The 21030-nt window shown below is 70.1% G+C and carries 25 protein-coding genes; 17 read left to right on the top strand and 8 right to left on the bottom strand.

Annotated elements, in window-relative coordinates; all coding sequences use genetic code 11:
* The first annotated feature begins 191 nt into the window (after nucleotides 1-191).
* The 3 genes from CSW64_RS03890 (at nucleotide 192) to CSW64_RS03880 (ending at nucleotide 2437) form a co-directional block, all read left to right on the top strand.
* Nucleotides 192-1028 carry an isocitrate lyase/PEP mutase family protein gene (locus CSW64_RS03890; RefSeq protein WP_099620872.1) on the top strand — a complete coding sequence of 279 codons (837 nt, stop codon included), beginning with the start codon at nucleotides 192-194 and terminating at the stop codon, nucleotides 1026-1028.
* Nucleotides 1029-1068: 40 nt separating this feature from the next.
* The gene (locus CSW64_RS03885) at nucleotides 1069-1656 is read left to right on the top strand and encodes an SMI1/KNR4 family protein (RefSeq protein ID WP_099620871.1); all 588 of its coding nucleotides are present in this window, start codon (nucleotides 1069-1071) and stop codon (nucleotides 1654-1656) included.
* An 88-nt stretch (nucleotides 1657-1744) separates the two neighbouring features.
* Nucleotides 1745-2437 (top strand): phytanoyl-CoA dioxygenase family protein, encoded by a 693-nt coding sequence (locus CSW64_RS03880; RefSeq protein ID WP_099620870.1) that lies wholly within the window; start codon nucleotides 1745-1747, stop codon nucleotides 2435-2437.
* On the opposite strand, the gene CSW64_RS03875 is transcribed toward CSW64_RS03880, so the two are convergent.
* Nucleotides 2419-2877, bottom strand: a complete 459-nt coding sequence (locus CSW64_RS03875) for an Lrp/AsnC family transcriptional regulator (protein WP_099620869.1) — start codon at nucleotides 2875-2877, stop codon at nucleotides 2419-2421. The genes CSW64_RS03880 and CSW64_RS03875 overlap by 19 nt on opposite strands.
* 111 nt (nucleotides 2878-2988) lie before the next feature.
* On the opposite strand from CSW64_RS03875, the gene CSW64_RS03870 reads away from it, so the two are divergent.
* Both CSW64_RS03870 and CSW64_RS03865 read left to right on the top strand, forming a co-directional pair.
* Nucleotides 2989-3747: an AzlC family ABC transporter permease gene (locus CSW64_RS03870; protein WP_099620868.1), complete on the top strand. Its 759-nt coding sequence runs from the start codon at nucleotides 2989-2991 to the stop codon at nucleotides 3745-3747.
* Entirely contained in the window at nucleotides 3744-4043 is a 300-nt protein-coding gene (locus CSW64_RS03865; protein ID WP_099620867.1) for an AzlD family protein, read from the top strand. Before CSW64_RS03870 ends, CSW64_RS03865 begins: the two co-directional genes overlap by 4 nt.
* Here CSW64_RS03865 and CSW64_RS03860 read toward each other — a convergent pair.
* Complete coding sequence (locus CSW64_RS03860) at nucleotides 4040-4558, bottom strand: GNAT family N-acetyltransferase (protein ID WP_172448448.1); 519 nt, start codon at nucleotides 4556-4558, stop codon at nucleotides 4040-4042. The genes CSW64_RS03865 and CSW64_RS03860 overlap by 4 nt on opposite strands.
* A complete protein-coding gene (gene ubiG / locus CSW64_RS03855; RefSeq protein ID WP_099620865.1) occupies nucleotides 4555-5322 on the bottom strand; it encodes a bifunctional 2-polyprenyl-6-hydroxyphenol methylase/3-demethylubiquinol 3-O-methyltransferase UbiG in 768 nt (255 codons plus the stop codon). Before ubiG ends, CSW64_RS03860 begins: the two co-directional genes overlap by 4 nt.
* Nucleotides 5323-5499: 177 nt before the next feature.
* Between ubiG and CSW64_RS03850 the strand changes: the two genes are divergently transcribed.
* From CSW64_RS03850 to CSW64_RS03825, 6 genes are all read left to right on the top strand, one after another.
* The gene (locus CSW64_RS03850; RefSeq protein WP_099620864.1) at nucleotides 5500-6747 is read left to right on the top strand and encodes an aspartate kinase; all 1248 of its coding nucleotides are present in this window, start codon (nucleotides 5500-5502) and stop codon (nucleotides 6745-6747) included.
* Between the two features lie 88 nt (nucleotides 6748-6835).
* Complete coding sequence (gene ptsP, locus CSW64_RS03845) at nucleotides 6836-9100, top strand: phosphoenolpyruvate--protein phosphotransferase (protein ID WP_099620863.1); 2265 nt, start codon at nucleotides 6836-6838, stop codon at nucleotides 9098-9100.
* Between the two features lie 202 nt (nucleotides 9101-9302).
* Complete coding sequence (locus CSW64_RS03840; protein ID WP_245863825.1) at nucleotides 9303-10241, top strand: helix-turn-helix domain-containing protein; 939 nt, start codon at nucleotides 9303-9305, stop codon at nucleotides 10239-10241.
* Between the two features lie 79 nt (nucleotides 10242-10320).
* Nucleotides 10321-11463, top strand: a complete 1143-nt coding sequence (gene ispG / locus CSW64_RS03835) for a flavodoxin-dependent (E)-4-hydroxy-3-methylbut-2-enyl-diphosphate synthase (RefSeq protein WP_099620861.1) — start codon at nucleotides 10321-10323, stop codon at nucleotides 11461-11463.
* Nucleotides 11464-11552: 89 nt separating this feature from the next.
* Entirely contained in the window at nucleotides 11553-12017 is a 465-nt protein-coding gene (locus CSW64_RS03830) for a hypothetical protein (protein ID WP_099620860.1), read from the top strand.
* 421 nt (nucleotides 12018-12438) lie between these two features.
* On the top strand, nucleotides 12439-12882 hold the full coding sequence (locus CSW64_RS03825; protein ID WP_099620859.1) for a hypothetical protein: 444 nt from the start codon (nucleotides 12439-12441) through the stop codon (nucleotides 12880-12882).
* Here the strand turns inward: CSW64_RS03825 and CSW64_RS03820 are convergent.
* The gene (locus tag CSW64_RS03820; RefSeq protein WP_099620858.1) at nucleotides 12879-13955 is read right to left on the bottom strand and encodes a Zn-dependent alcohol dehydrogenase; all 1077 of its coding nucleotides are present in this window, start codon (nucleotides 13953-13955) and stop codon (nucleotides 12879-12881) included. The genes CSW64_RS03825 and CSW64_RS03820 overlap by 4 nt on opposite strands.
* A gap of 162 nt (nucleotides 13956-14117) precedes the next feature.
* Here CSW64_RS03820 and CSW64_RS03815 point away from each other — a divergent pair, with 162 nt between their 5' ends.
* The gene (locus CSW64_RS03815; RefSeq protein WP_099620857.1) at nucleotides 14118-15749 is read left to right on the top strand and encodes a carboxylesterase/lipase family protein; all 1632 of its coding nucleotides are present in this window, start codon (nucleotides 14118-14120) and stop codon (nucleotides 15747-15749) included.
* Between the two features lie 124 nt (nucleotides 15750-15873).
* A complete protein-coding gene (locus CSW64_RS03810; protein WP_099620856.1) occupies nucleotides 15874-16491 on the top strand; it encodes a TIGR02466 family protein in 618 nt (205 codons plus the stop codon).
* Here CSW64_RS03810 and CSW64_RS03805 read toward each other — a convergent pair.
* The gene (locus tag CSW64_RS03805) at nucleotides 16472-17281 is read right to left on the bottom strand and encodes a LytTR family DNA-binding domain-containing protein (protein ID WP_099620855.1); all 810 of its coding nucleotides are present in this window, start codon (nucleotides 17279-17281) and stop codon (nucleotides 16472-16474) included. The two genes, CSW64_RS03810 and CSW64_RS03805, sit on opposite strands and share 20 nt — an antisense overlap.
* 145 nt (nucleotides 17282-17426) lie before the next feature.
* On the opposite strand from CSW64_RS03805, the gene CSW64_RS21920 reads away from it, so the two are divergent.
* Entirely contained in the window at nucleotides 17427-17588 is a 162-nt protein-coding gene (locus CSW64_RS21920; RefSeq protein ID WP_172448447.1) for a hypothetical protein, read from the top strand.
* Between the two features lie 96 nt (nucleotides 17589-17684).
* On the top strand, nucleotides 17685-18563 hold the full coding sequence (locus CSW64_RS03800; protein ID WP_099620854.1) for a Kelch repeat-containing protein: 879 nt from the start codon (nucleotides 17685-17687) through the stop codon (nucleotides 18561-18563).
* A 4-nt stretch (nucleotides 18564-18567) separates the two neighbouring features.
* On the opposite strand, the gene CSW64_RS03795 is transcribed toward CSW64_RS03800, so the two are convergent.
* Nucleotides 18568-19350 carry an SDR family NAD(P)-dependent oxidoreductase gene (locus CSW64_RS03795; RefSeq protein WP_099620853.1) on the bottom strand — a complete coding sequence of 261 codons (783 nt, stop codon included), beginning with the start codon at nucleotides 19348-19350 and terminating at the stop codon, nucleotides 18568-18570.
* A gap of 130 nt (nucleotides 19351-19480) precedes the next feature.
* On the opposite strand from CSW64_RS03795, the gene CSW64_RS03790 reads away from it, so the two are divergent.
* A complete protein-coding gene (locus CSW64_RS03790; protein WP_099620852.1) occupies nucleotides 19481-19684 on the top strand; it encodes a hypothetical protein in 204 nt (67 codons plus the stop codon).
* A gap of 80 nt (nucleotides 19685-19764) precedes the next feature.
* Entirely contained in the window at nucleotides 19765-19974 is a 210-nt protein-coding gene (locus CSW64_RS03785; protein ID WP_099620851.1) for a flagellar basal body rod C-terminal domain-containing protein, read from the top strand.
* 47 nt (nucleotides 19975-20021) lie between these two features.
* Here the strand turns inward: CSW64_RS03785 and CSW64_RS03780 are convergent, their stop codons facing one another.
* The gene (locus CSW64_RS03780; protein WP_099620850.1) at nucleotides 20022-20540 is read right to left on the bottom strand and encodes an SRPBCC domain-containing protein; all 519 of its coding nucleotides are present in this window, start codon (nucleotides 20538-20540) and stop codon (nucleotides 20022-20024) included.
* Between the two features lie 25 nt (nucleotides 20541-20565).
* Entirely contained in the window at nucleotides 20566-21030 is a 465-nt protein-coding gene (locus CSW64_RS03775; RefSeq protein ID WP_099620849.1) for an SRPBCC domain-containing protein, read from the bottom strand.

The raw sequence follows: 21030 nt of genomic DNA, 5'->3' as shown, positions 1-21030 counted from the left end.
CCTCCGTATGTCCTCGCGAATGCGGGGACCCAAGCTGAGTTTGATGTAGCCGCCAGCTTGCAATGCCTGGACGCCGCTTGGGCTCCCGCCTTCGCGGGAGCAATCGGCGTTGAGGGCAAGCTCCGACCGCAACCGAAGCATAGCCGGCGGGCGGGTGATACAATGCGGCCTCCTCCAAAGGAGCCGCCGTCATGCCCTCGGCCGTCGAAATCTTCCGTGACCTGCACGCCGCGCCGCGCGGGTTCGTCATGCCCAACGCCTGGGACGCCGGCAGCGCCATTGTCCTGGCCGAAGCGGGCTTCTCCGCGATCGCAACGACCAGCGCCGGCATCGCCTTCTCCATGGGGCGTCCGGACTACGCCGTCAGCGACGTCGGCTTGGCGGTCAGCCGCGAGGCGATGTTCGAGCGCATGCGCGAGATCGTCGCGGCCTCGCCCGTCCCGGTGAACGGCGACCTCGAGGCCGGCTGGGGGGACGCCCCCGAGGCCGTCGCCGAGACCATCCGCCTGGCCGTCGGGATCGGCCTCGCCGGCGGCAACATCGAGGACGCCGACGCGCGGCGCGGCGGACTCTATGACGAAGATCTGGCCGTGGAGCGCATCGCCGCCGCGGCCGAAGCCGCCGCTGTCGCCGGCTTCGTCCTGACCGCCCGCACCGACGCCCTGATGGTCGAGGGCGGCGGCGGGCTGGACGGCGCGATCCGCCGGGCCAACCGGTTCCGGCAAGCCGGCGCCGACTGCCTCTACGCGCCCGGCGTCACGGACATCGACGACATCCGGATCCTGGCGGACGAGATCGAGGGGCCGATCAATGTGGTCATGGGCCTGGGCAACTCGGCCGGCTCCGCGCCGGCGCTGCTGGAGGCCGGCGTCCAGCGGATCAGTCTGGGCGGCTCGATCGCCCGCTCGGCGCTCGGCTTCGTCCGCGCGTGCGCCGCCGAGCTGCTGGACGCGGGAACGGTGGGGTTCGCCGCCGGCCAGATCCCGCAGGGCGAGCTGAACACGCTGTTTTCGAACGGCCGTCGCTGACCGCTGGCGCCGCGACCGTCCGACGGCGTAGAACCGCTGCATGAGCGAGATGATGTTCGTGTTCGAGCAGGTCGACGAGCTGGTCGGCCATCTGCGGCGGCTGCAGCGGCCCTGTGTCGAGATGCTCAAGCCCGGGGTCGCCCCGTTCGAGGTCGAGGACGCCGTCGCCGCGGCCGGCCCGGCCCCGGAGGATCTGGCCTCGATGTATGGCCGCCACGACGGCGTCGACCTGCCCGAGGGCCGGACGCTCGGCGACGGCCATGTCGTGCCCGGCTACTATTGGATGCCGATCGCCGAGGCGGCCGAGCACTACCGCGGCCTGGCCGGGATCTGGCCGGCGAGCTGGTTCCCCATCCTGACCGACGGCGGCGGCGGCTATCTGGCCGTGATCTGCGACGCCGCCTCGGAAGACTACGGCGCGGTCGTCGAGATTCTGCCCGGCGAGGACGAGCCCGAAATCGCCTTCGACAGCGCCTCGATGATGCTGGCCACCGCCATCCGCTGCTTCGCCGAGGGCGCCTATCGCCTGAAGGGCGGCTTCCTGGATGAGGACTACGACCAGGCCGAACAGATCGCCGACAGCCTCAACGGCCGGCGCGGCGAGATCGAGCCGGGCGAATTCATCTAGGGCGGCGCATCCCCCCCTCGCCAGAAGCCATCGACGGTTGCTAGGCTCTCCGAGCGCAACCACCGGGGGCGGCTGGACCGTGAGCAGCATGACGACGGCCACGATGGTCGATCCTCTGGACGGGGCGCTGGCCGCCGCCCTGGATCGCGACGGCTACCTGCTGCTGCGGGGCGCCGTGCCGGAAACCTGGCGAGACGCCCTCCGCGACGCCTTCGACGCCGGCGTGGGTCCCGTAAGCCAATGGTCCGCACCCAGGGGGGGCGACTGGCGCCACGCCCTGGTCGACCTTGATCCCACGGTGCAGCGGACCTGCCGCCTGTCGACCCTGCTGGCCGCCGCCGCGCATATGCTGCGCGCTCCCTTCTTCCTCAGCCAGGTCGAGGGCCGCGAGCCGCTGCCGGACGGCGGCCATCAGCCGCTGCATCGCGACGGCGCCGGCATGACCGCGGTCGCGGCCCTGATCTTCCTCGATTCCTACGGGCCGGAGAACGGGGCCACCCGCGTGGTGCCGCGCCATCTCGACCGGGGCGCGCCCGACGAGGCCCTGGCCCTGACCCTGGCGGGCGAGGCCGGGGATATCCTGGTGTTCGACGCCGACCTGCTGCACGGCGCGACCTGCAACCACTCCGGCGCCCGACGACGGTCGCTGCTGCTGACCTTCCTGTCGGAGCAGCACCGCGCCGAACAGAACGCCGCCCGCGCCATCCGCAACGTCCGCATGGACACCAGCGAGGCGTTCGCCCCCCGGAGCCGATCCCTCGCCTACAGCGGCAGGGCGTAGGACTGTTTGATGATCTGGCTGGGCACGTCCGTCTTCACGTTCTGGACGCCCCTGATGCGGCTGAGGTGCTCGGACTGGAACTTGCGGTACTCGGCGATGTCCGCCGCCACGACCCGCACCATGGCGTCGCAATCGCCGAGCATGATGTAGCACTCGACCACCTGCGGCAGCTTGTTCACCTCCGCGGCGAAATGCTCGACCGTGTCCTCGTCCTGAGCGCTCAGCCAGATGCGGGTGAAGAAGGTCTGGCCCTTGCCGATCTTCGCCGGATCCAGGATCGCGACGTAGCGCGAGATTACGCCCGCTTCCTCGAGCAGGCGTACGCGCCGCAGGCACGGTGACGGCGACAGCCCCACCTTCTTGGCCAGCTCGGTGTTCTGGATGCGGCCGTCCCGCTGCAGGACGCGCAGGATGCGGCGGTCGATATCGTCGAGCTTCATTGGCACGCGTCGCCGGAATTTTCGGTGTTGATAGCAGTAGATGCCAATCTTGAACGCGATTGCAGCATCATCGCAACCCGATTGCGCGGACCTTGGCCTAGCATGCCAAGCATGAGCCCGCCCGACGGATCCCTGCCCTTCGCCACGCCCGAAACCGCTTCCGCGCCGCCGACCTCCGCCGAGGTCCGACGCGGCGTGACGGCCGCCACGCCCGTGCTGCTGGGCATGCTGCCGGCCGCGCTGGTGCTGGGCGCCCAGGCCGCCCAGAAGGGGCTGAGCTCGGTCGAGGTCCTGCTGATGACCAGCCTGAACTTCGCCGGCGGGTCGGAGTTCGCGGCCATCCAGCTGTGGACCTCGCCGCCGCACATCCTGCTGATCGTGGCCATCACCTTCCTGGTGAACAGCCGGCACCTGCTGATGGGCGCGACGCTGGCGCCGTTCCTGAGGCATCTGCCCAAGCGCAAGGCCCTGCCCGCCCTGTTCGTCATGTGCGACGAAAGCTGGGCGTTCGGCCTGGCCGACGCCAAAGCGCGCCACGCCGCGGGATGGAGCCCGGCCTTCAGCCTGCCCTACTACCTCGGCTCGGCCCTGTCGGTGCTGCTGGTCTGGGCGACCTTCACCACCCTGGGCGCCGTGGTCGGGCCGTTCCTGGGCGACATCGAGGCCTACGGCTTCGGCATGGCCTTCCCGGCGATCTTCCTGGTGCTGATGCGCGGCATGTGGCGCGGCTTCCGGGCGGCGCGGCCGTGGCTGGTCAGCCTCGGCGTCGCCGCCGGCGTCCATCTGCTGGTTCCCGGCGCCTGGTACGTCCCGGCCGGCGCCCTGGCGGGGCTGGCCGCGGCCTGGCTGCTGGCGGAGGAGCGCGGATGATCGACGCCGTCACCGTCCTGACCATCGTGCTGATGGCCGCCGTGACCTACCTGACCCGGATCGGGGGCTACCTGCTGCTGCGAGACCGCCGGCTCGGCCCGCGCGCCTCGGCCGTGATGGAAGCCGCGCCGGGCTGCGTGCTGATCTCGGTGATCGCCCCGGCCTTCGTCTCTGACCGACCGGCCGATCTGATCGCCCTGGCCGTCACCGTCCTGGCGGCCACGCGGCTGCCGATGCTGCCGACGGTGCTGATCGGCGTGGCGACCGCGGGGTTGCTGCGGCACCTGCTGCCCTAGGCCCGGTTCAACCGCCAGCGCCAGACGGCCCCGACATCCTCGTCCTCGACGACGTCGTCCAGGTGGAAGCCGAGGCGGCGCAGGATGGCGACCGAGGCGTTCTCCTCCGGCAGGGTGTGCGCCACGACGTGATCGATCTCAGGCTGGGCGAAGGCATGGTCGACCATGCCGCGCGCCGCTTCCGTCGCCAGACCCCGTCCTCGGACCGAGGGCGCCAGCTCGTAGCCGATCTCGACGAAGCCGCTGGCCGGCGCGCCCTTGTAGCCGCCCAGGCCGATCAGGCGTCCATCGGCGGCGTCGAAGAACAGGTGCATCCACCAGGCCGCCGCGTGCGGATGTTCGCGCAGGAACGCCGCCGACCGACCGACCGCCTCCAGGGCGTCTGACCCGGCCCAGCCGTCGACCGCCTGGACGTCCAGCGCCCGCAGCAGGCCGGCCTCGCCGTCGCGCTCGAACGCCTCCAGGTCGGCCAGCCGCGCCGGCTCCAGCCGCAGGCGGGTCGTGCGGATCGTCATCCCGCCTTCGCCGGACGGGTGACCGTCATCATGTAGTTGATGTCGGCGTCGCTCGACTGGCTCCATTTGCCCGTCAGCGGGTTGTAGGTCACGCCGAAGGGGCCCTCGATGTCGAAGGGATGGCCCTCGAGGAAGCTGCGCAGTTCCTCCGGCGTCAGGAACTGGTTCCAGTTGTGGGTCCCGGCCGGGACCCAGCGCAGCACGTACTCGGCGCCGATCTTGGCCAGGGCCAGGGCCTTCAGGGTGCGGTTCAGGGTGGCGACGATCATCAGGCCGCCGGGCTTGAGCAGCTTGGCCGTGGTGCGCAGGAACTCGCCCGGGTCGGCCACGTGCTCGATGACCTCCATGTTCAGGACCACGTCGAACGGCCCGGCGCCCTCGGCCAGCAGCTGCTCGGCGGTGGTGGCGCGGTAGTCGATGTCGAGGCCCTGCTCCGCGGCATGGGCCCGGGCCGTGCCGATGTTGCGCTCCGAGGCGTCGGCGCCCGTCACCCTGAAGCCCAGGCGGCTCATCGGCTCGCTGAGCAGGCCGCCGCCGCAGCCGATGTCGAGCAGCGTCAGCCCCTCGAACGGCCGGCGCGCCTTGATGTCCCGGCCGAAGCGGGCCGCCGCCTGGTCCCGGACGAAGGTCAGCCGGACCGGGTTGAACACGTGCAGCGGCGCGAATTTGCCGTGCGGATCCCACCACTCCGCCGCGATGCGCGAGAAGCGCTCGACATCCTCGGGATCGACGCTGGTGCGGAGTTCGGGAGCGGGCTGGGCCATGGCTCCTATCTAGTCCTCGCGGGCGGGTTCGTCGACGCATCTGCGCGGCTGCGGACGATCCCGCATTGCGGCGCCGCACGCGGGCCGCTAGAAGGGCGCCTCTTGCCGCGTGGGGCGCCTTTTCCGGCGAACCCGGGGCAAGAAAAACCGCCAAACCAGGGAGGCGAGCGGCCTGACGTGTCACGGCTGGTGATGAAATTCGGCGGCACCTCGGTGGCCGACCTGGAACGGATCCGGCGCGTCGCGCGCCTGGTGGCGGCCGAGGTCGAGACCGGGAAACAGGTCGCCGTGGTCGTGTCGGCGATGGCCGGCAAGACCAACGAGCTGGTCGCCTGGACCGACGGGGCCGGCGCGGCCGCCCAGGGCCTTCCGGCATCCGACGACGAGTACGACGTGGTCGTCGCCAGCGGCGAGCAGGTCACGGCCGGCCTGTTGGCCATGACCCTGCGCAACATGGGCCTGAACGCCCGGTCGTGGATGGGCTGGCAGGTGCCGATCATCACCGACGACGCGCACGGCAAGGCCCGCATCGACGACATCCCGCCCGAGAAGCTGGGCGCCGCGCTCGACGCCGGCGAAATCGCCGTCATCGCCGGCTTCCAGGGCGTCGACCGCCAGGGCCGTATCGCGACCCTGGGCCGGGGCGGCTCGGACACCAGCGCCGTGGCGATCGCGGCGGCCGTCGGCGGGGCCTGCGACATCTACACCGACGTGGACGGCGTCTACACGACCGATCCGCGCATCGAGCAGAAGGCCCGCAAGCTGGCCCGCATCTCCTATGAGGAGATGCTTGAAATGGCCTCGCTGGGGGCCAAGGTTCTTCAGACCCGCTCGGTCGAGCTGGCCATGGCGCACCATACGCCGCTGCGGGTCCTGTCTAGTTTCGTCGAGCCCGGGGAAGCCCCCGGCCAAGGCACCATCGTCTGCGACGAGGAGGAGATCGTGGAAAAGCGCATCGTGAGCGGCGTGGCCTACAGCCGCGACGAAGCCAAGATCAGCCTGTTCGGCCTGCCGGACACGCCGGGCGTCTCCTCGAAGATCTTCGGCGCCCTGGCCGACGCCAACGTCAACGTCGACATGATCGTCCAGAGCCACGCCCGCAGCGAGGGCGCGGCCAACATGGAGTTCACCGTCGGCAAGCGCGACGCGGCCCGGGCGGTCGAGATCGTGCGCGCGGCGCAGAAGGAGATCGGCTTCGAGGACGTGCAGTCCAACGAGGACGTGGCCAAGGTCTCGGTCATCGGCGTGGGCATGCGCAGCCATGCCGGCGTCGCCAAGACCATGTTCACCGCCCTGGCCGAGAAGGGCGTGAACATCCAGGTCATCTCGACCAGCGAGATCAAGATCAGCGTGCTGATCGACGCGGCCTACACGGAACTCGCCGTTCGGGCCCTGCATTCCGCCTACGAGCTGGACAAAGTCTGACCGAGTCGCCGGCGCGACACCGTCGATCACTGTTCCCTCACGGAAATCTGCTATAGGCGCCGGAGAGAACAGGAGGGCAGCCTCAGCGATGGTCGCGCCGAGCTTCGCGATACGCGGTCCGCGGACTCTGCTTCGGCAGATCCGCGAGGCCATGGCCGGTGATGCTCCGGCCCAGACCAAGCTCAACATGGTCGTGCGGATCATCGCCGGGTCGATGGTCGCCGAGGTCTGCTCCATCTACCTGCGCCGGGCCGGCGGCGATCTGGAGCTGTTCGCCACCGAAGGCCTGTCGCCCGACGCCGTCCACGTCACCCGGCTGAAGCCCGGCGAGGGCCTGGTCGGCGAGATCGTGCGCCAGGGCCGGCCGCTGAACCTCAGCGACGCGCCGAGCCATCCGGCCTTCGCCTATCGTCCGGAAACCGGCGAAGACCCCTACCACTCGTTCCTGGGCGTGCCGCTGCTGCGCGGCGGGCGGCCGATCGGCGTCCTGGTCGTCCAGAACCGGACGGAGCGGAGCTACGGCGAGGAGGAGGTCGAAGATCTCCAGATCATCGCCATGGTGCTGGCCGAGATGGTCGGCGCCGGCGACCTGCTGAACGAAGAGGCGCTCAAGGACGTCGAGATCGCGCCGCACCGGCCCGAGCGGCTGAAAGGCGCGCGCTTCGCCGACGGCCTGGCCTACGGCACGGCGGTCCTGCACGAGCAGCCGGTCGCGCCGGAACAGCTGCTGTCCGACGACGCCCAGGCCGAGGAGATCCGCCTGCGCGCCGCCATCGAGGCCTTGCAGCGCCAGATCGACGAGATGCTGGAGGGCCAGCACGGCCTGGTCGGCGCCTCCTACGAGGTGCTGGAGACCTATCGCCTGTTCGCCCACGACCGCGGCTGGAACCGGTCCCTGGAAGAGGCCGTGCGTTCGGGCCTGACCGCCGAGGCCGCCGTCGAGCGGGTGCGCAGCGAGCATCGCGCCCGTCTGGGCCAGGCGCGTGACCCCTATCTGCGCGAGCGGCTGCACGACCTCGAGGATCTGAACGACCGCCTGCTGCGCCACCTGGCCGGCGACGGGCATACCGCACGGGAGTTGCCCGACGACGCCATCCTGATCGCGCGAAACCTGGGGCCGGCCGACCTGCTGGAGTATGACCGCAAGCGCCTGAAGGGGCTGCTGCTGGAAGAGGGCTCATCGGCCAGCCACGCGGCGATCGTGGCCAAGGCGCTGGACATCCCCTGCGTCGGCCGCCTGTCCGGCCTGCGCGATCGTGTCTCCGAGGGCGACCCGGTGATCGTCGACGCCGAGACCGGCGAGGCCTTCCTGCGCCCCCGTCCCGACGTCGTGAAGGCCTTGCAGACCCGGCTGGAGGTCCGGGCCCAGCGCCGGGCCGAGTTCGCCCGTCTGCGCGACACGCCCGCTTTCACCAAGGACGGCGCCAAGGTCACCCTGCTGATGAACGCCGGCCTGGCCGTCGACCTGGACATCCTGGGCGAGACCGGCGCCGAGGGCATCGGCCTGTTCCGGACCGAGTTCCAATTCATGGTCGCCGAGGAGATGCCCCGGCTGGACGCCCAGCGGGCGCTCTACGAGCGGGTCCTGGACGTCGCCGACGGCCAGCCGGTCACCTTCCGCACCCTCGATCTCGGCGGCGACAAACTGCTGCCCTACATGGAGCTGGAGCGGGAGGAAAACCCCGCCCTGGGTTGGCGCGCGGTGCGCATGGGCCTGGACCGCCCGGCCCTGCTGCGCCTTCAGCTGCGGGCGCTGATCTGGGCCGCCAAGGGCCGGCCGCTGCGGGTCATGTTCCCGCTGGTCGCCAGCGTCGACGAGTTCCGCGCCGCCCGCGCCTTCGTCGACAGCGAGATCGCCTGGGCCCAGCGGCGCGGCCGCCCGGCCCCGTCCCGCCTCGACGTCGGGGCGATGATCGAGGCCCCGTCGCTGGTCTGGCACCTGGACGCCCTGCTGCCGATGACCGACTTCGTCTCGATCGGCACCAACGACCTGATGCAGTACCTGTTCGCGGCCGATCGCGGGAACCCGCGCGTGGCCGACCGCTACGACCCGCTGTCCCCGCCCGCCCTGCGCGCGCTGCAGCAGATCCAGCAGGCCTGCGCCGAGACCGGCACCCCCGTCTCGGTCTGCGGCGAGATGGCCGGCCGGCCGCTGGAGGCCTTCGCCCTGGTGGCGCTCGGCTTCGACCGGCTGTCGATGCCGCCGGCCGGCGTCGGGCCGGTCAAGCAGATGGTCCTGTCCTGCGACAGAGAGGCCGCTAGACGCGGCGTCCTGACCCTGCTGAAAGGCACCTCCGGCTCGGTTCGCAACGAGATCGAGACCCTGGCCAGGAAGCTGTACGTCGCCGTTTGATCCGCAGGCGGCAGAGTCTGATTAGCGCGTTGAAATCTGTGCGTTATTTTGATATTCGAAACGTGAAGTTAAGGTTTCCCGGGCTACGGGAATCGAAGGGTGTCGCGTTCGTGCGCGACGCGAGGTTGTGGGGGCGTCGGTAGCCATGCCGCTGGATTCAGGCGGGGTTACGCAACTGTATCGCACCGGGGACATTGACCCGGTGGATTCGCTTGTCCCGACCGAGGAGCCCTCCCTGCATCACGGACCCGACATCGGCGCGGCGCTGAAGGCGGCGCGGGAGTTTCGCGGCCTGTCGCTTCAGGACGTCGCCGACCAGACCCGCATCCGCCGCACCTACCTGGCCGCGGTCGAGGACATGCGGCTGGAGGAGCTGCCGTCCCGCCCGTTCACGCTCGGCTATGTGAAGGCCTACGCCAAGCTGCTGGGCCTGGACCCGGACGAGGCCGTCGCCCGCTTCAAGGACGCCGCGCCGGAAGCCGAGGACGACCTGCGGGCTCCGGTCGGGGTGCGCAAGGAGCGTGATCCGCGCATGGGCGCGATCATGGCCGGCGCGGCCCTGATCGTCACCGCCATCATCCTGTGGAACATCGCCCAGCGCGCGATCAGCGAAGAGGCGCCGCCGCCGCCGACCGCCCCGCAGTCGGCGATGGCCGCCGCCCCGACGGCGCCGGCCGGGCCGATGTCGGTCGGCGCGCCGCTGCCGGCCCCCACGGAAGCCTCGACGCCGCCCGTCTACGAGACTCCCGGCCTCGAGGCCGCCGCCCAGGCGGGCGGCTCGGCCGACGCCGCGATGGCCGCCGGCAAGGCCCGCCGCGAAGCCGAGGCCGCCGCCGCGGTCCAGAGCGACACGCCGGTCGGCGCCGCCTTCGTCGCCAAGGGCCCGATCCACGGCGCTCCGGCCGCGAGTTCCGCGGTCACTCTCCAGGCGCGACGGCAGACGATGCTGATCGTCCGCGGCGGCGATAGCGCGATCTACTTCGCCCGCTCCCTGGCGCCGGGCGAGGCCTATCGCCTGCCGGCCAGCAAGGGGCTGACGGTCGAGGCGACCGATCCGCGCGCCATCGACGTCTTCGTCGGCGGCCGGTTCAAGAGCCTGATGCCGGCCCCCCAGACCACCGCCGCGGCGCTCGCCGGCTGACGCCTGCACCGTTTCTCCTCGGCGAACTTTCCATGACGGGCTTGGGAAACCCCGCGCCCGGGATTACCTTTGGCGACGCATGAGCCACGACGATCACACCCACGTCCGCCCCTGGCGCCGCATCGACCGCCGCGTCTCGCGTCAGATTCACGTCGGCAATGTGCCGATCGGCGGCGACGCCCCGATCGCCGTGCAGTCGATGACCAACACCCTGACGGCCGACGCCGCGGCGACGATCGACCAGATCCGCCAGCTGGAGGAAGCCGGTGCCGACATCGTCCGGGTCTCATGCCCCGACGTGGAATCCACCGAGGCGTTCAAGACCATCGCCCGCGAGGTGAAGGTCCCGCTCGTGGCCGACATCCACTTCCACTACAAGCGCGGCATCGAAGCGGCCAAGGCCGGCGCCGCCTGCCTGCGCATCAACCCCGGCAACATCGGCAGCCCCGACCGCGTGCGCGAGGTCGTCCAGGCTGCCCGCGACCATGGGTGCTCGATCCGCATCGGCGTCAACGCCGGCTCGCTGGAGCGGGACCTGCTCGAGAAGTACGGCGAGCCCTGCCCCGACGCGATGGTCGAGAGCGCGCTGAGCCACGCCCGGATCCTGCAGGATCACGACTTCCACGAGTTCAAGATCAGCGTGAAGGCCTCGGACATCTTCATGACCGTAGCCGCCTATCAGCAGCTGGCGGACGCCATCGACTGCCCGCTGCACCTGGGCATCACCGAGGCGGGGGCCCTGCGCACCGGCACCGTGAAGTCCTCCATCGGCATGGGCAGCCTGCTCTGGGCCGGCATCGGCGACACCATCCGCGTCAGCCTGGCCGCCGATCCGGTGGAAGAGGTCAAGGTCGGCTTCGACATGCTGAAGTCGCTGGGCCTGCGCCACCGCGGCGTGAACATCATCGCCTGCCCGTCCTGCGCTCGTCAGGGCTTCAACGTCATCCAGACGGTCGAGGCCCTGGAGCAGCGCCTTGCGCACGTCTCGACGCCATTGTCGCTGTCGATCATCGGCTGCGTGGTCAACGGCCCCGGCGAGGCGCTGATGACGGACCTGGGCTTCACCGGCGGCGGCAAGGGATCGGGCATGGTCTATGTGTCCGGCCGTCCGGACCACAAGATGGACAACGACCAGATGATCGACCACATCGTCGGCCTGGTCGAGGCGCGCGCCGCCGAGATCGAAGCCGCCAAGGCCGCGGAGCTCCAGGCCGCAGAATAGCCGTTTTCCTTGCCCCCGCTTGGGAAACTGGGTTACGTGGATTCGTTAACCACGGTTCCGGTTCCTGACTGCCAGTAGGGGGCGTCTGCTTGCCCAATGAACCCGAGAAGGTCCGGGAACGGCTCGCCCTCCGCGCCGCGACGACCTACATGCTGCGCTCGGCGCGGGTCCTCAACCGCATCGTCGGCAACGGCGACATCCTGCGGACGCTGATCTTCCTGGCCATCGTCGACGCCAACGTCAGGCACCTGCGCCCCGGCGACGTCTTCGCCCAAACCCATTCCGGCGCCGATGACCGCGTCCCGGATGAAGCGCGGCGGCCGATCAGCATCCACGCCCTGGCGCTGGAGTTGGACCTCCCCTACGAGACCACCCGCCGACACGTGAACCGGCTGATCAACGACGGCATGTGCGCGCGCGGGGACAGCGGCGTGATCGTGCCGGGCGAGGTCCTGGGGCGCGAGGCCTTCGTCATCGGCCTCAAGCAGAACTACGAGAACCTCCGGCAGCTCCTCGACGACCTGAAGACCGGCGGCGTCAGCTTCGACGACTAGGCCTCTAGGCGCCGGCGTCCGGCCCGCTCCGGTCATCCCGGGCTCCGCCGGGACGGTCGGGGCTGGGTCGTGATCTCAGTATCGGACCAACGCTGTCCTCGAGAGGAGCGTGCCCCGGCTCCTTTTCGGAGCCGGGGCAGCCTCAGGCGACCGCATCGGGGGGGGCAGGGGGCCGCCTGGCATGGGGTCGCCGCGAGGAGTCAGCCTGACGTCGCGACGGCCCATGACCTACAAAACACCGTTCCAGGGATTTGGTTGGCGCGACATTTCGCCCCAGCATCCCCCCGGAACCACAACCCGTAGTGAGCGTACTTCGAGAAGAGGATTGGGGGGAAAGCGACTACCCACTTTGAGGAGTCACGCCGTATGGTTGTCTCCATCGAACCTGCCGGTCGAGTCGCAGACAGTTTGTGAGGGCCCGTTGAGCGCCGAGGAAATTCTGCTTTCCGACAATTCACAGGTCGAAGTCGCCGCCCGGTTGGGGGGCGAATTCTTCATCCGCGGCGTCGAGATCGTGGCCAGGGCGCACGGCAACGACCTCCTGAAGGGGATCATCTTCACCGCCATCGCCGTAGCCAACAGCGAGGCGGTGCCGGTTCTCGCCAGCGAACGCGAGCGGCGGCCGGTCAGCGTGATGTCGATCGCCGGCTCGATCGGCATCCCCTACGAGACGACGCGCCGCTACGTGAACCTGCTCGTCGACGAAGGCCTCTGCACGCGCATGGGCCGGCGCGGCGTCGTGATCACCGAGGCCGCCCTGATGCGGCCGGCGATGCTCGCCGCGGGCCTTGAGACCTACACCAGCTTCAATCGGCTGGTGGCGGCCCTGCGGCGAGCCCAGTACGCGGGATTGTCCTCGACCTAGGCGTCGAAGACGATGACCGAGCGGGCCAGTTCGCCCCGCTTCAGCTCCTCGAACGCGTCGTTGACCTGCTCCAGCTTGATCCGCTGCGAGACCATCTGGTCGAGGTGCAGCTTGCCGGACATGTAGAAGTCGACCAGGCGCGGCATGTCGACCGGGAAGCGGTTGGAGCCCATCAGCGAGCCCTGGATGCGCTTCTCGCCGAGGAAGTCGGCGCCGTGCAGCTCGATCATGGTGCCGACGGGGATCATGCCGATCACGTTGGCGGTGCCGCCGCGGGCCAGCATCTTGAAGGCCTGCTCCGTGGTCTTCTTCAGGCCGATGGCCTCGAAGCTATGGTCGACGCCGCCCTTGGTCAGTTCGATCACCGCCTTCACCGGGTCGACTTCGCTGGCGTTGATCACGTCGGTCGCGCCGAAGGCCTTGGCCAGGTTCAGCTTGGAGCCCTGCATGTCGATGGCGATGATCCGGCCCGCGCCGGCGATCGCCGCCCCGTTGACCGCCGCCAGGCCCACGCCGCCGCAGCCGATGACGGCCACGGTCTCGCCCGCGCGGACGCTGGAGGTCTGCACCACCGCGCCGACGCCGGTGGTCACCGAGCATCCGATCAGGGCCGCCACGTCCAGCGGCATGTCCTTGCGGATCGCGACGCAGGCGTGCTCGTGGATCAGCATCTGCTCGGCGAAGGACGACAGGTTCAGGAACTGGTTCAGGCCGTTGCCCAGGCGCGGGGCGTCGTCCTTGGCGCGGCGCACGTCGCCGCTGACGCAGCGGGCCATGTGGCCGGTGACGCAGTGATTGCAGTGGCCGCAGAAGGCCGACAGGCAGGTGATGACGTGGTCGCCCGGCTTCACGGTGCGGACCTCCGAACCCACCGCCTCGACCACGCCGGCGCTCTCATGGCCCAGCACGGCCGGCAGCGGGTGCGGGTAGGAGCCTTCGACGAAGTGCAGGTCCGAGTGGCAGACCCCCGCAGCCGCGGTGCGGATCAGCACCTCGTGCGGACCGGGCTTGCTGATCTGGACATCTTCGATCGACAGCGGCTTGCCGATCTCACGCAGGACTGCGGCCTTCATCGCGTACTTCCCCTTGTTGTTTGGGTCCTTGTTGGTTGGGCGCGAGGTTATCGCCGTTCAGGCGCGGAGCGGAAGGCCCGTCGAACAACTGTTCGCGAAAATCTCGACGGGAGGCGGGCGACTGCGATACCGGTGTTCCCGCGCATCGGGCGGGAGGACGTCATGGCCAGGGAAAACAAGGCCGACGAACACAGGCTTTCACGACGCGGTCTGCTGGGCGCCGGCGCCGCGCTGGCCGCCCTGGCTCCGGTCGCCGGGCGGGCTATGCCTCCGCCTCTGCCGATGGTGCAGACGCGTGGCGGGCCGGTCAGCGCCGGGATCAGCGAGACCCCCGGCGTCCTGGCCTACAAAGGCATCCCCTACGCCGCGCCGCCGGTCGGCGACCTCCGCTTCGCCCCGCCCAAGCCCGCGAAGCCCTGGACCGTCGTCCGCGACGGCGGCCTGTTCGGCCCCACCGCGATCCAGAACCCCTCCCCCTCGGCGGTGAACCCCACGTCGGAGATGGGCAAGGCGTTGCAAGCGGTCTTCCCGGCCCGGGCCGACGTCGAGGCGCAGAGCGAGGACTGCCTGGTCCTGAACGTCTGGACCATGCGGGACCCCGGCAAGCGCCGACCGGTGATGGTCTGGCTGCACGGCGGCGGTTTCGCCTACGGCTCGGCCCAGTGGCCGGTCTACGACGGCTCCAGGCTGGCCGCCCAGGGCGCGGTCGTGGTCTCGGTGAACCACCGGCTGAACGTCTTCGGCTATCTGGACCTGCCGGAGGTCGCGGGCTCGGGCGCCGCCGGCATGCTGGACCTCGTCGCGGCCCTGGAATGGGTGCGCGACAACATCGCCCTGTTCGGCGGCGATCCCAGCAACGTCACCATCTTCGGAGAGTCCGGCGGCGGGGCGAAGGTCAGCTACCTGCTGGCCATGCCCAAGGCCAAGGGCCTGTTCCACCGCGCCGTCATCCAGAGCGGGCCGGGCGTGAAGGCCGTGCCGCGCGATCGCGCCGCCGCCCTGCGCGGCGACCTCTACAAGGAACTCGGCCTGGTCGAAGGCGACGTCGCCGGGTTGCGCGCCCTGCCCGCCGACAGGCTGCTGGCGGCGGCGCGGGCGGCGGAGGCCAAACAGCCCGGCGTGGGCTTCGATCGCTCGGGCTTCTCGCCGGTCGCCGGCGACGGCGTCCTTCCCGCCCAGCCCTGGGATCCCGCCGCCCCGGCCACGGCCCGCGACGTGCCGGTGCTGATCGGGATCAACAAGGACGAGATGACCCTGTTCATGGCCTCCGCCCCCTGGTTCGGGAAGCTGGACGAGGCCGGGCTGCAGAAGATGGCCGCGGCGATCTACGGCGAGAAGGCGCCCGCGGTGCTGACCGCGCTGAAGACCGACTTCCCGAAGGACAGTCCGACCTATCTCGCCACCCACCTGACCACCTATGGCCGGATGTTCGCCGGCTCGGTCCAGATCGCCGAGCGCAAGGCGGCGCAAGGCGGGGCCAAGGCCTGGTTCTATATCCTGGACTGGGAGACCCCGGTCGGACCGTTCCGCTCGCCGCACATGCTGGAGGTGCCGCTGGTGTTCGACACCGTCGAGAGCGCCCGCGTCTTCACCGGTCCGGGCCCCGAGCCGCTGCTGATGGCCAAGCAGATGAGCGCCGCCTGGCTGGCCTTCGCGCGGAAGGGCGATCCGAACGTGAAGGGCCTGCCGAAATGGCCGGCCTATGAGGCGAAACGGCGGGCGACGATGATCTTCGACATCGACAGCCGGGTCGTGAACGACCCCTACGCGGCGACGCGGAAGGCGGTGGTCTGAGGGGACATGCTCCGGCGAAGCCGGTGCGTGTCACCGCCTCCGCCGTGTGAGGGGACACGCACCCTGCGGGAGCATGTCCCCGGGGAGCTTTGACTCTCTCCCCCTCCGAGCCTAACGGCAGGCCATGAGCACGCTGCACTTCGCAACCCGCATCCACCGCGCCAGCCTGGCCGGCGACAAGGGCTTCGAGGCCTTCAACGCCGATCTCGAAGACGCCTGCCGGATGATGGAGGCGGAGGACGAAGCCGGCCGCGCCTGGAGCAAACGCAACCACTACCGCGGCTACACCTCCTACAGCTCCCCGGGCGAGCTTTGGCATCGCGCCACCGCCTTCGCCGACCTCAAGAAGAAGCTCGACCGCAACGTCGCCGCCTTCGCAGAGGAGCTGGGCCTGGATCTGGGCGGCCGGCGGCTGAAGATGGACAGCTTCTGGGTCAACGTGCTGAAGCCCGGCGGCGGGCATAGCGGCCACATCCACCCGCACAGCGTGCTCAGCGGCACCTACTATGTCGCGATGCCCAAGGGCGCCCAGGGCATCCGTTTCGAGGATCCGCGCCTGGCCCTGATGATGGCCGCGCCCATCCGCCTGCCCGATGCGCCGGAGGATCAGCGCGCCTTCGTCGTCGTCGAACCCCAGCCGGGCGACCTGCTGCTGTGGGAAAGCTGGCTGCGCCACGAGGTGCCGCCCTCGAACGCCAAGGCCGACCGCATCTCGATCAGCTTCAACTACGGCTGGCGCTGATCCGGCGGATCAGGGGCTGGTAGCTGCGCCCGACCGGCAAGGCGACGCCGCCGGCCAGCGCCACCTCAAGGCCCTTGGCTCCCCGCCGGCGCACCTGCTCGATCGCGGCCAGAGCGACGATGGTCGACCGGTGGATGCGCAGGAAGCGCTCCGGATCGAGCCGCTTCATCAGGGCGTGCATCGGCTCGCGCATCAGCACCGGCCGCCCCTCGCGCCGGTGCGCCCGCATGTAGTCGCCCTCCGCCTCGAACCAAAGGACGTCGGCCAGCGGCAGGCGGATGGCTTCCCGCCCGGTCACGGCCCAGAGCTCGTCGTCGTAGGCCGGCTCCGTCCGTGTCGCCGCGCCGTCGAGAGCCAGTCTCAGTCCGGCCCAGGCCAGGAAGACCAGCCAGACCACGAAGGTCGAGTCATGGGCCTGCATCGCTCCGGCGGCGAACGAGCCGTCGACCAGCCCGAGCGCCGAGAACACCCCCTCGGCGGCTGGATACAGGACCAGCCGGTTGGCGATCGTCCAGGCGATGGCGGCCAGGTTGGTCAGCACGATCGCCAGCGTCAGGCGAAGCGCCAGCGATCGGCCGGTCAGGCTTGTCATCAAGCGGTCCAGGCCCAGGCACATCCCGGCGGCGAACAGGCAGGCGACCGCCAGCGCCAGGGCGAGACAGGCCGTCGCCCGTGTCGCGCCGAAGTCGAACAGCGCCCCCGACAGGCGCGAGGCATAGTAGGCCGCCCAGGCTCCGGCGGTGATCCCGGCCGTCAGCGCTCCTCTGGACATCGCTCCGAAACCGGCCATTCGCTTCGACCTCCCCAGGCGAAAGCTAGCGCAAACGGGGCCGCTCGTCCGGAATTCGGCGCCGTTCGTCGATCAGCAACCGCCGCGCCCTTGGCGCTGACCGCGGCGGCTGCGAGCGTTCCGTCGATCTCAGCGGGAGGGATTTATGCGGGTGGATGTTCTGGCCGGCGCCATCGCCGCCGCGGTGACGGCGGCCCTGGTCACGCTCAAGCACGATTGGATCGCGGGCGGAATCGCCGGCGCCGTGGTCGGCGCGGCTGTCGGCCTGGCGCTGTATTTCATCACCCGCCGGCGCGGCGCGGGCTAACCGCGCCCGCCTCGACCGGGCGCCGCAAGTCCCAAATGGAACTCGACCGGGAATTGAGCCGGGCGCATGCTCGCGCGCTCTCGGAGGGAGGCGACGATGGGCCAGACGCTGATGGCGGTGTTTCCGGGCGGCGGCGGCGACGCCACCCTGTACCAGATGTTCCTGCCCGACGGCGGCGACTGGACCGGGGCATCGGCCCTCCCGAACGGCGCGCACAGCGGCGCGGCGCCGGCGCTGGTCCAGGCCTGGGGCAAGGTGTGGTGCGTGTTCACCGGCAGCGACAACCAGAACCTCTGGTGGTGCGCCTATGACCCCGCCGACCAGAGCTGGACGCCCAGCCAATCGTTCAACGGCAACCAGACCAACGCCGGTCCGGCGGTCGCCCTCTACGACGGCAAGCTGTTCTGCGTGCACAAGGGCGGCGACGGCGACAACAATCTCTACTGGTGCACCTTCGATCCCGCGGTCGGCGAATGGAGCGGCGACAACGAGTTCAACCAGGGCAACCAGTGCGGCAGCACCCCGGCCCTGGCGGTCCACAACGGCCAACTGGTCTGCGTCCATTCCGGCCAGTGGGACGACGACAGCCTCTGGTGGACCGCCTTCGACGGCCAGAACTGGGCCGAGGACCAGCCGTTCGACCAGGGCAACCGCTGCCTCGGCGGCGGCTGGCTGATCAGCTACCAGGGCTATCTCTACTTCATCCACCGGGGCGGCGGCGGCGACCAGTCGATGTGGTGGTGCACCTACAGCGGCACGGGCTGGACCGAGGACCAGCAGTTTCCCCAGGGCAACCAGACCGACGGCATCCCCTGTACGGTCCCCTTCTCGCAGCGGCTCTGCTGCGTCCATCGCGGCAACGACGAGGACGACAGCCTCTACGTCTGCTGGCAGGAGGGCGGCTGGACCGGCGACGGCCGCGTCGACAACGGCGCGACCAGCCGGGCCGGACCCGGCCTGACCGTCCTGGACTGATCCGTCAGATCCCCAGGCTGGCGTAGGCGACGCCGCCGTCGACGGCGACGGTGATTCCGACCGCATAATCCCCTGCTCGGGAGGCCAGGTAGATGGCCACGCCCTGCATGTCCTCGTCGGTCCCGATCCGCCGCGCCGGAATGCGGGCGGCGACCGCCTCGGCCTGGTCGCGGGCTGTGGTGTTCATGTCCGAGGCGAAGGCGCCCGGCGCGATCGCGGTGACCACGACGTTGTCTCGGATCAGCTGCGCCGCCATCCGGCGCGTAAGGTGGATCAGTCCCGCCTTGCTGGCCTGATAGCTGTAGGTCTCCTGCGGATTGGGCCGAATGCCGTCGATCGAGGCGATGTTGATGACCTTCGCCGGACGCTCCGCCGAAGCCGAGGCGCGCAGGGCCGGAGCCAGGGCCTGGGTCAGAAAGAAGGGCGACTTCAGGTTCAGGTCGACGACCTTGTCCCAGCCGTTTTCCGGGAAGGCGTCGAACTCCGCCAGCCAGGCCGCGCCGGCGTTGTTGACCAGGATGTCGAGCCTGTCCTCATGCCGGCCGTAGGCCTTGGCCAGCGCCTGGCAACCCTCGACGGTCGAGACGTCCTGCGGCAGCGATATGCACGTCCCGCCGCCCGCCGACAGCTCGGCCGCCGCCGCGTCGCAGGCCGCCGCCTTGCGCGAGGAGATGTAGACCTTGGCCCCCGCGGCGATGAAGCCGGCCGCGATCATCCTGCCGATGCCCCGCGAGCCGCCGGTGATCAGGGCCGTGCGGCCCTTGAGGGAGAACAGATCGACGGACATGGCGGGGCTCCTGGCTTGATTGCAGGGCGAGACTAGCCGCCTCGCCGCGACCCGCGCCAGCCCGCCGAACGGCGCTCAGGTTCGGTTCATCTTCACCATGCACACTGCTCCGTGGAAAGAGAGTGCAGTCATGGCTTCCGCCTTTACCGAACGTCGCTTCATGGGCGCCTGGGTCTTCGATCTGACCGATCCCCGCGCCGCCCGTCAGCTCTACGAGACCCTCCCCGCGCCCCTGAAGCCCGCCTGCGAGCTGCGGCTGGGCATCGACGGCGGACACGTCCACGCCGCCTCGGACGAGGCCGCCGAATGGCTGCGGAAGAACGCGGCGGCGTAAAGCCGCGTTCATCACGTTCCTACGCGCGCCGTTAAGGCCGCCGTGGCTAGACTGGCCGGGACTTGTCGAGGGAGAAGCCCATGCAAGCCTTGCCGATCGCCGCGTCCGGCCTGCTCGACGCCGCCAGCCGGTTCGACGCCAGCGCCCGCCGGACCGCCGCCGCGCCGCTCGATAACCTCGAGAAGGAAACGGTCGCGCGCATCCAGGCCCAGCAGGACTTCAAGGCCAACGCCGCCGTCATCCGCACAGCCGACAAGATGACGGGGACGCTGCTGGACATGCTGGCCTAGGTCGACGCCTGGGGCCCCCTGTCACTCGCGAAGGCCTTTCCGCCGCCTCAGGCAGGCTGCTCGTACGACTCGATATGATCGCCATGCGGGACGCGGATCCGCACCCGTCCCTCCAGCTCGGCGGCCAGGGCTTCGAGGAGTTCGCGCGTGCCTTCCTCGCGGCTGGCGACCTGGCCCGGATCATCGAAGTAGGCCCCCTGCTCGGTGAAGACCAGGCGCGTGCCCCTACCCTCGGGTTTGAACTCGGCGGTGGCCAGAGACGCGCTGATCGGCTTGCCGGCGATGGTCATCTGGTAGGCGAAGACCAGCCGCTCGTTCGGCACGACATCGAGGTAGATGCTGTCGTTGGTGATCACCACGTCCGCACCCGGGGGCGAGAAGGCGCTCGATTCCGCCGCCCCGACCGCCGTCTCGCCGCCGCTGTGGCGATGCAGGGACCAGACGTCGGCCTGGAAGAACCAGCGCTTGCGCGCTTCCGGGTCGGTAAAGGCCGTGTACACACGGGCGGGAAGAGCGTCGTAGACGCGATCGAGGCAGATGGTGGCGTGGGTCACAGAACCGGTCATCGGAACTCTCCGTAAGATATGAGGGTCAGGCCGCATCCCGCTCGGCGGCGAGGAAGGCGGCGAGATTGTCGAGGCCGACGCCGGAGCCCGCCTCGCGGACGGCCGGGTCTTCATGGCCGTCGAGGTAGGCGCCCTGGTCGGTGAACGTCAGGCGGGCCCCGCCGGGATCGGCGGCGACCTGCCAGGTGATGAGCGAGCCCGACACCCGCAGGCCGTCGCGGCTCATGCTGTAGGCGACGACGAACCGCTGCTGGTCGACGATGTCGAGATAGGTTCCGTCGAACTCCCAGTAGGGGCCGCCGGCGCTTGAGCCGCCGGCGATCTCCCGCCCGCCGACGGCGAAGGTCATCTCCTTCATCCGCCAGTCGTCGTGACAGGACCAGCGGGCCTTCTGCTCCGGATCGGCGAAGGCGCGCCACAGCCGGGCCGGGGTGCAGTCGAACACCCGCTCGATATGGAAGGTGGCGTGGGTGACGGATCGCGTGGTCAT

Source organism: Caulobacter mirabilis, assembly GCF_002749615.1.
Lineage (GTDB): Bacteria > Pseudomonadota > Alphaproteobacteria > Caulobacterales > Caulobacteraceae > Caulobacter > Caulobacter mirabilis.
This window is presented reverse-complemented; position numbering and strand designations above follow the sequence as displayed.

Coding starts and splice junctions, on each gene's coding strand:
- CSW64_RS03890 (WP_099620872.1), top strand. CDS start 192: ATGCCCTCGGCCGTCGAAATCTTCCGTGACCTGCACGCCGCGCCGCGC.
- CSW64_RS03885 (WP_099620871.1), top strand. CDS start 1,069: ATGAGCGAGATGATGTTCGTGTTCGAGCAGGTCGACGAGCTGGTCGGC.
- CSW64_RS03880 (WP_099620870.1), top strand. CDS start 1,745: ATGACGACGGCCACGATGGTCGATCCTCTGGACGGGGCGCTGGCCGCC.
- CSW64_RS03875 (WP_099620869.1), bottom strand. CDS start 2,877: ATGAAGCTCGACGATATCGACCGCCGCATCCTGCGCGTCCTGCAGCGG.
- CSW64_RS03870 (WP_099620868.1), top strand. CDS start 2,989: ATGAGCCCGCCCGACGGATCCCTGCCCTTCGCCACGCCCGAAACCGCT.
- CSW64_RS03865 (WP_099620867.1), top strand. CDS start 3,744: ATGATCGACGCCGTCACCGTCCTGACCATCGTGCTGATGGCCGCCGTG.
- CSW64_RS03860 (WP_172448448.1), bottom strand. CDS start 4,558: ATGACGATCCGCACGACCCGCCTGCGGCTGGAGCCGGCGCGGCTGGCC.
- ubiG (WP_099620865.1), bottom strand. CDS start 5,322: ATGGCCCAGCCCGCTCCCGAACTCCGCACCAGCGTCGATCCCGAGGAT.
- ptsP (WP_099620863.1), top strand. CDS start 6,836: ATGGTCGCGCCGAGCTTCGCGATACGCGGTCCGCGGACTCTGCTTCGG.
- ispG (WP_099620861.1), top strand. CDS start 10,321: ATGAGCCACGACGATCACACCCACGTCCGCCCCTGGCGCCGCATCGAC.
- CSW64_RS03820 (WP_099620858.1), bottom strand. CDS start 13,955: ATGAAGGCCGCAGTCCTGCGTGAGATCGGCAAGCCGCTGTCGATCGAA.
- CSW64_RS03815 (WP_099620857.1), top strand. CDS start 14,118: ATGGCCAGGGAAAACAAGGCCGACGAACACAGGCTTTCACGACGCGGT.
- CSW64_RS03810 (WP_099620856.1), top strand. CDS start 15,874: ATGAGCACGCTGCACTTCGCAACCCGCATCCACCGCGCCAGCCTGGCC.
- CSW64_RS03805 (WP_099620855.1), bottom strand. CDS start 17,281: ATGGCCGGTTTCGGAGCGATGTCCAGAGGAGCGCTGACGGCCGGGATC.
- CSW64_RS21920 (WP_172448447.1), top strand. CDS start 17,427: ATGCGGGTGGATGTTCTGGCCGGCGCCATCGCCGCCGCGGTGACGGCG.
- CSW64_RS03800 (WP_099620854.1), top strand. CDS start 17,685: ATGGGCCAGACGCTGATGGCGGTGTTTCCGGGCGGCGGCGGCGACGCC.
- CSW64_RS03795 (WP_099620853.1), bottom strand. CDS start 19,350: ATGTCCGTCGATCTGTTCTCCCTCAAGGGCCGCACGGCCCTGATCACC.
- CSW64_RS03790 (WP_099620852.1), top strand. CDS start 19,481: ATGGCTTCCGCCTTTACCGAACGTCGCTTCATGGGCGCCTGGGTCTTC.
- CSW64_RS03785 (WP_099620851.1), top strand. CDS start 19,765: ATGCAAGCCTTGCCGATCGCCGCGTCCGGCCTGCTCGACGCCGCCAGC.
- CSW64_RS03780 (WP_099620850.1), bottom strand. CDS start 20,540: ATGACCGGTTCTGTGACCCACGCCACCATCTGCCTCGATCGCGTCTAC.
- CSW64_RS03775 (WP_099620849.1), bottom strand. CDS start 21,030: ATGACCACGCGATCCGTCACCCACGCCACCTTCCATATCGAGCGGGTG.